The organism is Sphingomonas sp. Tas61C01 (assembly GCF_052567495.1).
The window spans coordinates 2107958-2121662 of sequence record NZ_CP199583.1; the positions used below are offsets into that span (position 1 = coordinate 2107958).

General features: G+C 69.8%; 15 protein-coding genes and 1 pseudogene. 9 read left to right on the forward strand and 7 right to left on the reverse strand.

The window, feature by feature from the left end; translation table 11 throughout:
- Nucleotides 1–50 precede the first annotated feature (50 nt).
- Genes ACT009_RS09765 through ACT009_RS09780 form a run of 4 tightly spaced genes read right to left on the reverse strand, consistent with a single transcriptional unit; the run spans nt 51 to nt 2540 of the window.
- Complete coding sequence (locus ACT009_RS09765; RefSeq protein ID WP_445190902.1) at nt 51–611, reverse strand: hypothetical protein; 561 nt, start codon at nt 609–611, stop codon at nt 51–53.
- Complete coding sequence (locus tag ACT009_RS09770; protein ID WP_445190903.1) at nt 608–961, reverse strand: hypothetical protein; 354 nt, start codon at nt 959–961, stop codon at nt 608–610. The genes ACT009_RS09765 and ACT009_RS09770 overlap by 4 nt, the downstream gene beginning before the upstream one ends.
- Nucleotides 958–1983: a flagellar motor switch protein FliM gene (fliM, locus tag ACT009_RS09775; protein ID WP_445190904.1), complete on the reverse strand. Its 1026-nt coding sequence runs from the start codon at nt 1981–1983 to the stop codon at nt 958–960. The genes ACT009_RS09770 and fliM overlap by 4 nt, the downstream gene beginning before the upstream one ends.
- Nucleotides 1980–2540, reverse strand: a complete 561-nt coding sequence (locus tag ACT009_RS09780) for a flagellar basal body-associated FliL family protein (protein WP_445190905.1) — start codon at nt 2538–2540, stop codon at nt 1980–1982. Before ACT009_RS09780 ends, fliM begins: the two co-directional genes overlap by 4 nt.
- Nucleotides 2541–2668: 128 nt before the next feature.
- Between ACT009_RS09780 and ACT009_RS09785 the strand changes: the two genes are divergently transcribed.
- The 6 genes and pseudogenes from ACT009_RS09785 (at nt 2669) to ACT009_RS09810 (ending at nt 7224) form a co-directional block, all read left to right on the forward strand.
- Nucleotides 2669–3412: a flagellar hook-basal body complex protein gene (locus ACT009_RS09785; RefSeq protein ID WP_445190906.1), complete on the forward strand. Its 744-nt coding sequence runs from the start codon at nt 2669–2671 to the stop codon at nt 3410–3412.
- Between the two features lie 29 nt (nt 3413–3441).
- Nucleotides 3442–4230 (forward strand): flagellar basal-body rod protein FlgG, encoded by a 789-nt coding sequence (gene flgG, locus ACT009_RS09790; protein WP_445190907.1) that lies wholly within the window; start codon nt 3442–3444, stop codon nt 4228–4230.
- A complete protein-coding gene (gene flgA, locus ACT009_RS09795; protein WP_445190908.1) occupies nt 4227–4655 on the forward strand; it encodes a flagellar basal body P-ring formation chaperone FlgA in 429 nt (142 codons plus the stop codon). The genes flgG and flgA overlap by 4 nt, the downstream gene beginning before the upstream one ends.
- Before the next feature lie 16 nt (nt 4656–4671).
- Nucleotides 4672–5418 (forward strand): annotated as a pseudogene (gene flgH / locus ACT009_RS09800) (flagellar basal body L-ring protein FlgH).
- A 205-nt stretch (nt 5419–5623) separates the two neighbouring features.
- Nucleotides 5624–6508: a flagellin gene (locus ACT009_RS09805; RefSeq protein ID WP_445190909.1), complete on the forward strand. Its 885-nt coding sequence runs from the start codon at nt 5624–5626 to the stop codon at nt 6506–6508.
- 278 nt (nt 6509–6786) lie between these two features.
- A complete protein-coding gene (locus ACT009_RS09810; RefSeq protein ID WP_445190910.1) occupies nt 6787–7224 on the forward strand; it encodes a hypothetical protein in 438 nt (145 codons plus the stop codon).
- 55 nt (nt 7225–7279) lie between these two features.
- Here the strand turns inward: ACT009_RS09810 and ACT009_RS09815 are convergent, their stop codons facing one another.
- Nucleotides 7280–7684 carry a hypothetical protein gene (locus ACT009_RS09815; RefSeq protein WP_445190911.1) on the reverse strand — a complete coding sequence of 135 codons (405 nt, stop codon included), beginning with the start codon at nt 7682–7684 and terminating at the stop codon, nt 7280–7282.
- 92 nt (nt 7685–7776) lie between these two features.
- Here ACT009_RS09815 and ACT009_RS09820 point away from each other — a divergent pair, with 92 nt between their 5' ends.
- From ACT009_RS09820 to ACT009_RS09830, 3 genes are all read left to right on the forward strand, one after another.
- Nucleotides 7777–8031: a hypothetical protein gene (locus ACT009_RS09820; RefSeq protein WP_445190912.1), complete on the forward strand. Its 255-nt coding sequence runs from the start codon at nt 7777–7779 to the stop codon at nt 8029–8031.
- Nucleotides 8028–9812 carry a hypothetical protein gene (locus ACT009_RS09825; RefSeq protein WP_445190913.1) on the forward strand — a complete coding sequence of 595 codons (1785 nt, stop codon included), beginning with the start codon at nt 8028–8030 and terminating at the stop codon, nt 9810–9812. Before ACT009_RS09820 ends, ACT009_RS09825 begins: the two co-directional genes overlap by 4 nt.
- A gap of 74 nt (nt 9813–9886) precedes the next feature.
- Nucleotides 9887–11047: an alpha-hydroxy-acid oxidizing protein gene (locus ACT009_RS09830; RefSeq protein ID WP_445190914.1), complete on the forward strand. Its 1161-nt coding sequence runs from the start codon at nt 9887–9889 to the stop codon at nt 11045–11047.
- A gap of 136 nt (nt 11048–11183) precedes the next feature.
- Here the strand turns inward: ACT009_RS09830 and ACT009_RS09835 are convergent, their stop codons facing one another.
- Together ACT009_RS09835 and uxaC are read right to left on the reverse strand one after the other, a co-directional pair.
- Nucleotides 11184–12200, reverse strand: coding sequence for a sugar kinase (locus ACT009_RS09835; protein WP_445190915.1), 1017 nt, complete (start codon nt 12198–12200; stop codon nt 11184–11186).
- Entirely contained in the window at nt 12197–13636 is a 1440-nt protein-coding gene (gene uxaC / locus ACT009_RS09840) for a glucuronate isomerase (protein ID WP_445190916.1), read from the reverse strand. The genes ACT009_RS09835 and uxaC overlap by 4 nt, the downstream gene beginning before the upstream one ends.
- Between the last annotated feature and the right edge of the window lie 69 nt (nt 13637–13705).

Consider the following 13705-nt stretch of genomic DNA (forward strand, 5'->3'; position numbering starts at 1 on the left):
TACTGGGCCCCGGCCTACGCCGGGGTGGACGTGCGAACAGGCCCCACCCCTCACCGCTTCGCCACCTGCGGCTTCACCCCGGCGGGCGTCACGTAGCTCGGCCGTGGCGCCTGCCGCCTCGCCAGCGCCATCGTCAGCGCCGCGGCGGCTTTCGGGGTCATCGCCGCGAGGATCATCGCGGTGGATCGCTCGCGCATCCGCTGCGCGACGCGCATCTGCACGTCGAGGTCGAGCTGTTCGAGCACCAGCGCCGCCGCCGCCGGCTTCATCGCCTGGTAGATCTTGGCGAGATCGTCGAACTGGTCGGGCGAAGCCGCGCCGTCGCCGCCCGCCACCACGCCCGGCGCTGCCGATCCGGCGGGCGCGGCGCGGGTTTCCAGATCCGCCTTCAGCCGTGCCTCCGCCGCGCGGATCGCCTGTTCGCGCAGGTCGAGCGAGCGGCCGCGCCGCACCGCGGTCTTGTCGCGCGCGTCGACATCGTCGGCGATCGCGACGCCGAGCCGGGTCTGCGGCACCGCAGGATCGGGCGACGCCACCCCGACCGCATTGGCGATCGAGGCGAGCGCGGTCGCCGCCGCGGTCATCAGCAGCAGCGATGGCCGGCCGATCACGTGTAGCTCCCCTGCGCGCGATCCTCGGCATGCTGGCGCCGGGCGGCGTGCGCCGCATCCGCCATCCGGTCCGCCGAGGCGTTGGCGATCCCGACCATCACGGTCAGCTCGTCGGCGATCGCCTTGCCGTCGGCCAGTGCCCGCGCCGCGCCCGCGCAGTCGCCCAGCGCGGTCTTCAGTTCGGACAGCACCATCCGCGCCTCCGCAGTCGACCGGTCGAGCAGCGTCACGACCTCGACGATCGCACCGCCGCGCACCGCCTTCAGCGACCGCATCATGCGCACGCTCTGCACCAGCACCGCGGCGCACAGGATCATCGTGCCGAGATTAGCGACGGTCGCGAAATTCATGACAGCGGTCCCTTGTCGATGTCGGTGGAGAGGCGGACGGCGATGTTGTTGCAGCGTTGGCCGATCTGCGCGCGCGCCAGCGCCACGCCGCCGACATGGAGTTCGACGGGCTCGTCGGGGCGCTTGCCGAGCGGAATGATCCCGCCGACCGCGAGCGACTGCACGTCGCCCAGCGTCAGCGACGCCTCGCCGAGCACGACGTCGACCGAGACTTCGGTGCGGCGGATCTCGCTCGCCATGTGCGATCCCCAGATATTGTCGGGGCCGAGCGTCTCGCCCATGAACCGCTGGCTGAGCGTGTAGCGGACCGGCTCGATCGTCGCGTACGGCAGCAGCACGTTGATGCAGCCGCCGCGCCCGTCCATGTCGACCCGGAGCGTCGCGATCGTGCAGATGTTGGTCGCCCCCGCGATCGAAGCGAAGCGCGGGCTGGTCTCGACCCGTTCCAGCGCCATCGTCGCGGTGGTGATCGGCTGCATCGCCGCGCTGAGATCCGATAATGCGAGGTTGAGCATCCGCGCCACCAGACCGGTTTCGATCCCGGTGAAGCCGCGGCCGTCGATCACCGTCGGCCCGCCGCCCTTGCGCCCGCCGAGCAGCGCGTCGACCACCGAATAGATCAGCGTCGATTCGACCGTGATCAGCCCGTAGTTGCGCCATTCCTCGACCCGGAACACCCCGATCATCGCGGGCAGCGCGATGCGGTTGATGAAGTCGCCGAAGCGGATCGAGCTGACTTCCTCGATGCTGACGTCGATCGCGTCGGAGGTCAGGTTGCGCATCGACGTGGAGAAGGCGCGGACCATGCGGTCGTACACCACCTCCAGCATCGGCAGGCGTTCGTAGCTGATGACGTCCGATTCGATGACCGCCTTCAGCCCGCTGCGAGGCTTTTGCGGTCCGCCGACGTCGCCGAACAGCGCGTCGATGCCGGCCTGGTCGAGCGCGCCCATCGGGAAGTCGCCCCCAGCGGGCGGCTCGGGCAGCGCGAAATCGTCGAAATCGTCGAGGGCGTCGCTCATTGCTGGATCAGGTCCTGTACGAGCACGTCCTTCACATGGCCGTCGCCCAGCGTCTCGCGGGCGCGGACCAGCAATTGCTCCTTGATCCGGAATACCGCGGCGGAGCCCGCCAGATCCTCGGGCCGCAGCTCGCGCAGAAACGGCTGATAGGCATCGAGCAGCACCGGCACCTCCTTCTTCAGCGCTTCGCTGCTGCTCCTGGGGCCGGGGACCAGCATCACGTGGACCTTCAGGAAATGCGGCGCATTGTCGGGCGAGCGCAGGTTGACCAGCAGCGGCGGCACGTCGACCGGCTGGTTGAGCACGTCGTCGTCGCCGCCTTCGTGCGACGCGACCTCAGTCTCGGCCTTGTCCCCGCCGCCCATCAGCAGCGCCGCGCCGGTGCCCCCGCCGACCAGCACCAGCGCCGCGGCGGCGCCGATCACGACCAGCTTCTTGCGGCGCGGCCGGGGGGCGACGGCGGTGCCGTCGCCGACCAGCACCTCCTCGCCGTCGGCGCCGTTTTCGTCGCTCGCGTCCTTGCCGCCCGTGTTCTTGCCGATCTCGTCGCTCGCCACGTGCGCTGCCCCTTCGAGTTTGTGCCCCGCGGCCGACCGGCGCGACGCATTCCCGACTATTATAGGACGGGTGGCAGGCAGATTTTGCCTAGCCGCCGACAAAACGAACTTTTCGAAGGTCGCATCCGATGGACGTCTCCTCCTATGTGTTGCTGAGCCGCGAGCAGGCGCTGCGCCGCCAGCTCGACGTCGCCGCGAACAACATGGCGAACATGACCACGGTGGGTTTCAAGCGCGAGCGCCCGGTGTTCCGCGAATATGTCGAACGCAGTGCCGAGAACGCGGTGGACGCGGCGAAATCGACCTCGTTCGTGCTCGATTACGGCGCGCTCCACGATACCAAGGCGGGCGCGTTCCAGGCGACCGGCAATCCGCTCGACGTGATGATCGACGGCCCCGGCTATTTCGCGGTCGAGGCGCCGGGCGGGGGCACGGCCTATACCCGTGCGGGCTTCGTGAAGACCAACGACACCGGGGAATTGATCGGCGCCGACGGTCAGAAGCTGCTCGGCGAGGGCGGCAAGCCGATCGCGGTGCCGATCGAACAGCTCGCCACCCTGTCGATCGCGGGCGACGGCACGGTATCGACGCGCGAAGGCGTGCTCAGCCGGCTGACGGTCACGGTGTTCGGCGACGAGCGCGCGCTGACCCCGCGCGGCGACGGGATGATGGCGGGCGGCGGTGGCCGCGAACTCCCTGCCACCGAGACCCGGCTGCGCAGCGGCGGCGTCGAAGGCTCCAACGTCGAGCCGATCGTCGAGACCACCGCGATGGTCGACATCCTCCGTGCCTACCAGACGACGATGCGGATCGCGCAGGACATGGACGAACTGCGCAAGCGGGCGATCGGCTCGCTCAGCCGCATCGGCTGACCCCACCCCCCCAGTAGAAAGGCCCCGCCATGCGTTCGCTCTCCATCGCCAGCACCGGGATGCTCGCCCAGCAGACCAACGTCGACGTCATTTCGAACAATATCGCCAACATGAACACCACCGCCTTCAAGCGCCAGCGCGCGGCGTTCCAGGACCTGCTCTACCAGCAGGAGATCCGGCCCGGTTCCGCGGCGGCGGGGGACAGCGGCAACAAGGTGCCCGCGGGCATCCAGATCGGCTCGGGCGTCAAGACCGGCGGGATCTACCGGATCATCGAACAGGGATCGGCGAGCCAGACCGGCAACCGCTACGACCTGTCGATCGAGGGTCGCGGCTATTTCCAGGTCACGATGCCGAGCGGCGAGATCGGCTATACCCGCGACGGCGCGTTCCAGCTGTCCGACCAGGGCGAGCTGGTGACCTCCGACGGCTACCCGATCGAACCCGGCATCATCGTGCCGCCCGAGGCGGTCGACGTCGCGATCAGCAAGACCGGCGAGGTCCAGGTGAAGCTCGCCGGCGCCAACGAGATGCAGACCGTCGGCCAGCTCCAGCTGGCGACCTTCGTGAACGAAGCGGGGCTGGAGGCGCAGGGCGGCAACATGTTCATGCCGACCGGATCGTCGGGCCTGCCCACCGTCGCCACCCCCGGCCAACCCGGCTTCGGCACGACGCTGCAAGGCTTCATCGAGAGCTCCAACGTCAACCCGGTGTCGGAGATCACCTCGCTGATCACCGCCCAGCGCGCCTACGAGATGAACAGCCGGGTGGTGAAGACCGCCGACGAGATGCTCGCGACGTCGAGCCAGCTGCGATGATCGCGTTGCTCGCGCTGCTGCTCGCCGCCGATGCGCCGCCCGCGGTGGCGGAGGTCGCGGTGCTGGTCCGCCCGGTCGAGCGCGGCGAGACGCTGGCGGTGTCGGACTTCGAGACGACGCCGCGCGCGCCCGGCCTCGCGATCGGCGCGGTGAGTGCGACGCGCGCCGCGGGACGCGAGCTGGTCCGCGCACTGCCCGCCGGCGCGGTGGTACGCGCGAGCGACACGATCACGCCGCGGCTGGTGCGGCGCGGCGAACCGGTCGTCATCAACCTGCGCGCCCGCGGCCTGCTGATCGCCACCGCCGGCCGCGCGCTCAATGCCGGCGCGATGGGCGATCTCGTCCGCGTCGTCGCGACCGCCACCAACCGCACCTTCGACGCGGTGGTCGAGGGCAGCGGCGCGGTCCGGCTCGGCACGCCCTGACCATTCGGAGACGATCATGGTGAAGACATCGACTTGGCTCGCGGTCGGCGCGGGGGCGGTGCTGCTGTCGGGCTGCGGCACGGTCGGCCGGCTGAAACAGATCGGCAAGGCGCCGCCGCTGACCCAGGCGGACGCGGTGCTTTCCCCCGAGATCGAGGATTCGATCGGCCAGGCGAGCGGCACCCAGCGCCGCCGCGCGGTGACGCCGCAGGCCGCGGAGCCCAGCGCCTCGCTGTTCCGCGCCGGCGCCGGCGCGTTCCTGGGCGATCAGCGCGCGTCGCGGACCGGCGACATCGTCACGGTACGCATCAACGTCGCCGACAAGGCGGACATCGGCAACACCACCGCCCGCACCCGCGGCGGCAACGAGAGCGCGGGCGTGACCGCGCTGCTCGGGCTCGAAAAGGTCCTGCCCGGCGATCCGGGCAAGCTCGCCGCCACGAACTCGGCGTCGCAATATACCGGCAGCGGCACGATCAGCCGCAGCGAGACGATCAACATGACGATGTCCGCGATCGTCACCGACGTGCTGCCCAACGGCAACCTCGCGATCCGCGGCCGGTAGGAGATCCGCGTCAACTACGAGCTGCGCGAACTGATCGTCAGCGGCATCATCCGCCCGCAGGACATCGCCCGCGACAACAGCATCCGCCACAGCCAGATCGCCGAAGCCCGGATCAGCTATGGCGGCCGCGGGCAACTCACCCAGGCGCAACAGGCGCGCTGGGGCCAGCAGATCTACGACGCGCTGTTTCCGTTCTGAGGGGCAGCGCCCGGGGGGAGGGCTCCTTCCACGCACCCAAAGCCCCTAACCTCCTGTTCACCATCAAAATAATCGTCTCCGCGACCGCCGCTCCGCTTTCCTTCCCAGAATGAGGGACGCGTCGGATGTTCCGGCGGGTCGGGTGGGTCCCCGGATGGGCCCACGGCCGCAGAAGCGGCTGCGCTTACTTGAAGGAACGATCACCATGGCATTGTCCGTCAACACCAACATCGGCGCCGCCGCTGCCCTCCAGTCGCTCAATGCGACCAATCGCCAGCTCGAAACCGTGCAGAGCCGCATCAACACCGGCCTGAACGTGTCTTCGTCGAAGGACGATTCGGCGGCGTTCGCCATCGCCCAGAACCTGCGCGGCGATCTCGGCGGCCTGAAGGCCGTTACGTCGTCGCTCGGTCGCGCCAAGAGCGTTACCGATGTCGCCGTCGCCGGCGTCGAGCAGATCTCGGATGTCGTCAACCAGATGAAGACGCTCGCCAAGCAGGCCGCGGACACGGGTATCGTCAGCACCGAAACCCGCGAGGCCTACAACAACGAGTTCAAGAATCTGCGCGATCAGATCTCGACGATCATCAACTCGTCGGAGTTCAACGGCACCAACCTGTTGAAGACGTCCGGCGGCAGCGTCAGCGCGATCCAGTCGCTGGCGAACATGAAGGCAGCTACTGCCGACACCTATGTCGCGGATACCCTGACCGTCGACAATCTGGCGCTCGATCTGCCGGCCACCGAAACCCAGGCGACCACGGCAACGGACGGCCTGCTGGGCAAGGATTCGGAGATCGCCGACGCCGCGGATGCGGCGAAGATGGTCGATACGCTCAACGTGTTGTCCGGTAAGCTTGGCACCAAGATGAGCACGCTCGGTGCGGCATCGCGCAAGATCGACGCTCAGCTGGTCTTCACCAGCAAGCTGTCGGACACCATCGAAAGCGGCATCGGCAATCTCGTCGATGCGGATCTGGCCAAGGAATCGGCCCGGTTGCAGGCACTGCAGGTCAAGCAGCAGCTCGGCGTGCAGGCACTGTCGATCGCCAACCAGGCGCCGCAGACGATCATCTCGCTCTTCCGTTAAGGGCTCGCCGGCTCCGCCGGCACCCCCCAGACGTCGGCGGGACGGGGAGAACCGGGGTGAGCGATGCTCATCCCGGTTCTTTTTTCTAATTTACATCAATCGTTTGCACGATTTACAACATTGGTAACGTGATCGCGGTTGCAAATGATTTCATGAAGCCACATTACTATCACTAGTAAATAATAAAGTTCACCTGTAAATACATCCAATTCGGTTTGAAGAGGCGACAGCCCACGACAATCCAGCAATGGCAGGTATTTACCTTGGGAGAGATCATCGTGGAGACCCGCTATCGGCTGACCCTTTCGCTGGCGATCACAGACCCGTCCGCCCTGTGGGCAGCGGCCGCCGCGCTGGCCATGAACTCTCCCTACATGACGATGGACGACGTGATCGAGACGATCGGCCCGATCGACGCGCCGCAGATCGACGATTGCCTGGCGCTGCTGATGCAGCCCGAGCGGTTCGGCGGGTGCGACATCCACGGGCTGGACATCGCGATCGTCCAGGATCCGGCGCCGTCCGCCCATGACGATCTGCCGCCGAGCACGCGGCACGACGTCGAGGCCCGGCGCGAGGAGGCCCGGCGCGAGCGCTTCGCGTTCGAGACCAACCAGGCGATCGCCCCGTCCCGCGTCCACGACATCGAACCGCAGGGCAAGCCGCCGATGCGCGGCATGCCCGCCGCGACCGGGACGATGCTCGACCTTCGCTGAATCTGCCGCTCGGAGTCCGTTCGGAAATGCGCCGAGGAGCGCATTTCGGCGACTTTCAGGCGCGGACCGCCGCGACCTCGACCAGCAGCACTGCGCTGATCGTCGCGTCGCGCCCACGTAGCGCCTCGGTCATGTCGCGCGCCAGCAACCGCGCATTCACCGGCGCGAACGGCGTCGCATAGAGCCGCGCGAACTCGCTCGCGGTCGCCAGCGTCGTCTCCCGCAACGCCGGCAGCGCGCCGCGCAGCCGCTCGAGATCGGCGGCGTCGGCCGCGCGCAGCACCAGCTTCAGCCGCAATCGACCGTCCGATCGGTCGCCCTCGACGATCGGCACGTCGAGCGGCGCCATCGGCAACAGGAACACCGGTGCGGCCTCGGCCTCGCCACCCTCGGCGCCGACCGCGCCGCCGCCCTGCGACGCGACGACCGCGGCGATGGCGAGATAGAGGGGCGGGCGCATGCAACTACTCCGATCGACGCGAAACCGGCCGCCCCCGACGGGCGGCGTCGCTCCCTCCTATAATAGGCGGGCAGAGGGAGACGCGGAGCGCGATGAGCCACGATCAGAAACCACCCCGTGTCCGGGTCGTGCAGAATGCGGGCACCCCCAGCCGGCGTCGCCGCCGCGATGGCGGCTCCCCCGCGGTCGCGGTGATCGACGGCAACCCCCCGGTCGATGCCACCACCACCGGCGGCGCCGCCGATATCGCCGACGCGCGCGCGGGCATGACGCTCGCGCTCGGCGCGCTCTTCCTGCTGGCCGCGGGCGGCGGCGGCATCCTCGTCGCGCTGCTGACTCGATCATGATCCGCGCCGCCGCCGCGCTGGCACTGGCGGCAGTGGCGCCATCCGCGGCGGTGTCGCTTCCGCCGCCGCCCTCGCCTGCCGCGGCAATCACGCGTGCGCGCATGCCCGGCTTCGCCGCGGTGTTGATCGACCGACCGCTGGCGATCGGCACATCGGCCTGGCCGCGGATCGCCGAAGCCGCCGCGTGGCGCGCCAACCTCGTCGGTGGCGCCGCCGCACGCCAATCCTCCCGCTGGACCTACGCGCTGAGCCTGATCGGCGCACGACGCGGCAGCGACGCGCTCGGCGCAATCGAGGTGATGGCGACCGACGACCCCGATCTCACGCTGGTGCCCGCCTGGCGGCGCGCGCGCGGCGCCGCGCTGACGCTGCTGCGGCGCCCCGACGACGCAATCGCGGCACTCGCCGACGACCGGCTGATCGGCGATCCGGAGGCGTGCCTTTGGCGGATGCGTGCGCTGGCCGAGGCCGGGCTCGGCGCCGCTGCACTGGCACATCTGCGCTGCGCGATGCCCGCCTTGTACGCGCGCGCCCCCGCGGATCGCCACCCGTTCCTGCTCGCGGCCGGCAGCGCGGCGGTCGCGGCGGGACGCTATTGCCCCGCGCTGGCGTGGCTGAACGCGCTCCCGCCCGGCGATGTCGCGGCCAATCTGCTGCGCGGGGTCGCGACGACCGCGCTCGGTGATCGCCAGGGCGGGCGGATGTTGCTCGACCGCGTGGTGCTGCGCGGCGACCCCGAACAGCGCGCCGCCGCGCGGCTCGCGCTGATCGAGGGCGCGGTCGCGGCCAATGCGATCGCTCCCGCCGCGGCGCTGCAGCAGCTCGACTCGCTGCGCTTCGGCTGGCGCGGCGGCGAGGTCGAGCGTCGTGCGCTGTGGCTGTCGATGCGCCTCGCCGACCGGATCGGCGATGCTCCTGCGGCACTGGCCGCGGGCGGCGTGCTGTTCCGCTATTACCAGAACGGCACCGAGACCGGGAATCTCACCGCCATGCTGCAATTCCAGCTCAACAGGGCGCTATCGCCCGGCACCTCGGTGTCGCTGGCGCAGGGCGCGGGGCTGTTCTGGGCCTATCGCGACCTGATGCCGAGCGGCGTCGAAGGCGATCGCCTCGTCGAGATGCTCGCCTCGCGCCTCCAGGCGGTCGGGCTCTACGGCCGCGCCGCCGACCTGCTCCAATACCGCATGACCGCGCGCGCCGAGGACATCGAGCAAGGTCCGCTGTCGATCCGCGTCGCCAGCCTCTTCATCCTCGCGGGCAAGCCCGACAAGGCGATCGACGCGCTGCGCCGTACGGACGCGCCAGCCTATCCGCCCGCGATGCGCGCCGATCGGCGGCGGATCGAGGCCGTGGCGCTCGACCTGCTCGGCAAGCCAGACGAAGCGCTCGCGACGATCCAGGACGTCGCGGGCAGCGATGCGCTGCGGGCCGAGATCCGCTGGCGCGCCCGCGACTGGGCAGGCTATGCCGCCACCGCGCCCGCGCTGCCGCGGGGCGACACGCTCGACGAGGTCGCGCAAGCGGTGATCCTGCGTCATGCGATCGCGCTGGCGATGCTCGGCCGGGAGGACGCCCTGGCGCAGCTCAACGTCCGCTACGCCCGCTCGTTCGCGACGCTGCCGAGCGCGGCGACCTTCGCGATGCTGACCGATCGGATCGGCGCGATCGATCCCGCGGCGCTCGGCGACGCGCTGGCATCGCTGCCGTCGGCGAGCCCCGCGGGCGAGATCGGCGACCTGATCGCGGCGGGCGATGCCGCGCAGGAACGCAAGCCCGGCTGACGATATGTGAAGGCTCGACTTCCGCGCGCACCCGGACGACAGTCCGCACCCCTGCCCCGCCCGCGAGACCGTCCATGCCCCATTATGGCGATTACCAGACCAGCATCTACGGCGCCGGGCTGAGCGGCGTAGTCCCCAAGGTGCCGGTGGATTTCGCCACGCTAGAACGCCAGGGCAGCGCCGCGCTGCCCACCTCGGTGCTGACCTATGTCCAGGGCGGGTGCGGCGACGAACATACCCAACGCCACAATGCCGAGGCGTTCCGCCACTGGGGCATGGTCCCCCGGATGATGATCGATTGCGCACGCCGGGACCTGTCGATCGAGCTGTTCGGGATGACGCTGCCCAGCCCGATCTTCATGAGCCCGATCGGGGTGACGGGGATGTGCACGCAGGACGCGCACGGCGACATCGCCGCGGCGCGCGCGTCGGCGGCGACCGGGGTGCCGCTGGTGGCGTCGACGCTATCGAACGATCCGCTCGAGGATGTCGCACGCGCCTGTGGCGACACGCCGGCGCTGTTCCAGCTCTACACCCCCAAGAACCTCGACCTCGCCGCCAGCCTGGTCTCACGCGCGGAGGCGGCAGGGTACAAGGCCATCGTCGTCACACTCGATACCTGGGTGACGGGATGGCGGCCACGCGATCTCAACACCGCCAATTTCCCGCAGCTGCGCGGCCATGTGCTGCAGAACTACTTCGTCGATCCGGTCTTCCGGAGCCTGCTCGCCACGCCGCCCGAGGAGGATCCCCGCGCCGCGATCGGCACCTGGGCGGCGACCTTCGGGAAGGTACTGACCTGGGACGACATGGCGTGGCTGCGCTCACTGACCAAGCTGCCGATCGTCCTGAAGGGCATCTGCCATCCCGACGACGCGCGCCGCGCGGTCGATAGCGGCGCCGACGCGATCTATTGTTCGAACCATGGCGGGCGCCAGGCCAATGGCGGGATCGCCGCGATCGACCTGCTCGCCGATGTGGTCGCGGCATCGGGCGACGTCCCGGTGCTGTTCGATTCGGGCGTGCGTAGCGGCACCGACGCGGTGAAGGCGCTCGCGATGGGCGCCACGGCGGTCGGCGTCGGGCGGCCCTATCTGTACGGGCTCGCGCTGGACGGCGCCGAGGGCTGCGCCCACGTGCTGCGCTGCATCTTGGCGGAGGCGGACCTGCTGATGGCGGTCAACGGATATCCCGATCTGGCCGCGGTCCGCGCGGCGGGGGTAATGCGGCAGTAGGGCTTTTCAAGCTCGTCCCGCGCCTCCGATTGTGCTCCCGCGAAGGCGGGAGCCCAGTACTGGGTCCCCGCCTTCGCGGGGACACAAAAACGCTTGTGCGTCTGCGCCACGGTCGCTTCTAGCAGCAACGCCACTCCTACCGCCGCACGTCCAGCCCCCCCGCCAGATACGCATCGATATCCGCCTGCCGAAACAGGCTCGCATCCCCCGGCAGCGAATGCTTCAGTGCCGCCAGCGCCAGCCCGGTCCGTGCCGCGGCCTCGCTGTCGCCGCCACTGCGCAGTGCATGGAGCACTCCCGCCGCGAACGCGTCCCCGCCGCCGATCCGGTCGACGATCCCCGCGAGCACGACCTCGCCGGTCTGCACCGCGCCCGTCCGCGTATCGATCCGTGCCGACAGCCGGTGCAGGTCGACATGCTCCACCGTCCGCGCGGTCGACGCGATGGTCTGCAGGCGCGGGAAGGCGGCGAAGGCGGCTTCGGCGGCCTCGCGCCGACGATCCTCCGCCTCGCCCGAAAAGTCCCGGCCGAGCAGCAGCGCGATGTCGCGGTGGTTGCCGAACATCAGGTCGGCGTGCGAGACGATCCCGGTCAGGATAGTCTGCGGGTCCGAATCCCACCGCTCCCACAATTTGCCGCGCCAGTTGCCGTCGAACGACACCGCGACGCCGTGCGCGGTCGCGGCCTCGACCGCCGCGAGCGCACTCGCCGCCGGCACCGGGCCGAGCGCGGGGGTGATGCCCGACAGATGCAGCCGATCGACGCCCGCCAGCAGCGCCGGCCAGTCCCACGCGTCGGCCGGCGCCTCGGCGAAGGACGACCAGGCGCGGTCGTAGATCACCTCGGTCGCGCGCAGCCCCGCGCCGCTGGTGACGAAATACAGCCCCATCCGCTCGCCCGAGGTCCGGATGCCGCGGACGTCGACGCCGTGGCCGCGCAGCGTCGTGATCGCGGCCCGGCCGAGATCGTTGTCGGGCACCGCGCTCGCAAACGCGACCTCCTGGCCGAGCCGCGCCAGCTGCGTCGCGACGTTGGCCTCGGCACCGGCGACCCACACGTCGAACCGCGGCGATTGCAGCAACAGCTCGCGCCCGGGGGGCGAGAGCCGCAACATGATCTCGCCGAAGGCGAGCAGCTGTTTCGGCATGGTCATGCGGCCTGGGCGGCGCCGACCGGCTCGTCGATCCGATAGGCGCGCCGGACCAGCCCGCTGGTCAGCTCGTGCGCCAGCTCGACCGCCTCCCAATTCTCGATCCGGTGCTCGGCGACCAGCCGCGCGAGGAACCCGCAATCGATCCGCCGCGCGACGTCGTGGCGCGCCGGGATCGACAGGAAGGCGCGGGTATCGTCGTTGAACCCGACCGTGTTGTAGAAGCCCGCGGTCTCGGTCGTCGTCTCGCGGAACCGGCGCATGCCCTCGGGACTGTCGTGGAACCACCAGGCGGGCCCCAGCTTCAGGCATGGATAATGGCCCGCCAGTGGCGCCAGCTCGCGCGAATACACGCTTTCGTCGAGCGTGAAGAGGATGATCGACAGATCGGTGCTGGTCCCGAACCGGTCGAGCAGCGGCTTCAGCGCGTCGACATAGTCGGTGCGGCCGGGGATGTCCGCGCCCTTGTCGCGGCCATGCGATGCATAGAGGCCGGCATTGTGGTTGCGACGGCTGCCGGGGTGGATCTGCATGACCATGCCGTCCTCGACCGACATCGCCGCCATCTCGGTCAGCATCTGCGCGCGGAACAGCTCCGCATCCGCCGGCGTCCAGTCGCCGCGGGTGACCTTCGCGAACAGCGCCTCGGCCTCGACCGGCGACAGGTTCGCGGTGGCGGCGGTCGCATGGCCGTGGTCGGTCGCAGTGGCGCCCGCAGCGCGGAAGTCGGCGCGGCGCTTGCGGTGCGCGGCGAGATAGCCGCGCCAGTCATAGACGTCCTCGCCGGTCAGCGCCGCGAACTTGGCCATCGCCGGCGTGAACAGCTCGTGCTCGACATCGATCACGCCGTCGGGGCGATAGGTGGTGACCACCCGCCCCGGCCAGCCCGACTGGCGGATCCGGTGATGCGCGGTGAGGTCGTCGTGCGCGCCTTCGGTAGTCGCGAGGAAGTCGATCCGGAAGCGGTCGAACAACGCCCGCGGCCGGAACGCCGGGGTCGCCAGCGCCGCGTTGATCGTGTCGTAATAATGGTCCGCGCTCGCCGTGTCCAAGGCCACGTCGATGCCGAACACCTCGGCGAAGACGTGATCGAGCCACAGCCGCGACGGCGTGCCGCGGAACAGCGCATAGTGATCCGCGAACAACCGCCACGCCGCACGCGGATCGGTCGCCGGCGTGCCGTCGCGCCGCGGAATCGCGAGCGCGTCCAGATCGACGCCCTGGCTGTAGAGCATGCGATAGATGTAGTGATCGGGCGCGAGCAGCAGGCTGGTCGCGTCCTGCCAATTGGCGTTGTCGGCGAACCAGGTCGGATCGACATGGCCATGCGGGCTGATGATCGGCAGCGCGCCGACCTCCGCATACAGCGCGCGAGCGATCGACCGGGTGGTCGGGTCGGCGGGGAACAGCCGATCGGGGTGCAGCGACAGCGGCCTCATCGAATCCTCTTCCAGTTTCCGCCCCGCCATACCGACGCGAATCGCCGACGACCAGCCCGCGGGGCTTGC

Coding starts and splice junctions, on each gene's coding strand:
- ACT009_RS09820 (WP_445190912.1), top strand. CDS start 7,777: ATGAGCCACGATCAGAAACCACCCCGTGTCCGGGTCGTGCAGAATGCG.
- flgA (WP_445190908.1), top strand. CDS start 4,227: ATGATCGCGTTGCTCGCGCTGCTGCTCGCCGCCGATGCGCCGCCCGCG.
- fliM (WP_445190904.1), bottom strand. CDS start 1,983: ATGAGCGACGCCCTCGACGATTTCGACGATTTCGCGCTGCCCGAGCCG.
- ACT009_RS09835 (WP_445190915.1), bottom strand. CDS start 12,200: ATGACCATGCCGAAACAGCTGCTCGCCTTCGGCGAGATCATGTTGCGG.
- uxaC (WP_445190916.1), bottom strand. CDS start 13,636: ATGAGGCCGCTGTCGCTGCACCCCGATCGGCTGTTCCCCGCCGACCCG.
- ACT009_RS09830 (WP_445190914.1), top strand. CDS start 9,887: ATGCCCCATTATGGCGATTACCAGACCAGCATCTACGGCGCCGGGCTG.
- ACT009_RS09770 (WP_445190903.1), bottom strand. CDS start 961: ATGAATTTCGCGACCGTCGCTAATCTCGGCACGATGATCCTGTGCGCC.
- ACT009_RS09825 (WP_445190913.1), top strand. CDS start 8,028: ATGATCCGCGCCGCCGCCGCGCTGGCACTGGCGGCAGTGGCGCCATCC.
- flgG (WP_445190907.1), top strand. CDS start 3,442: ATGCGTTCGCTCTCCATCGCCAGCACCGGGATGCTCGCCCAGCAGACC.
- ACT009_RS09785 (WP_445190906.1), top strand. CDS start 2,669: ATGGACGTCTCCTCCTATGTGTTGCTGAGCCGCGAGCAGGCGCTGCGC.
- ACT009_RS09805 (WP_445190909.1), top strand. CDS start 5,624: ATGGCATTGTCCGTCAACACCAACATCGGCGCCGCCGCTGCCCTCCAG.
- ACT009_RS09815 (WP_445190911.1), bottom strand. CDS start 7,684: ATGCGCCCGCCCCTCTATCTCGCCATCGCCGCGGTCGTCGCGTCGCAG.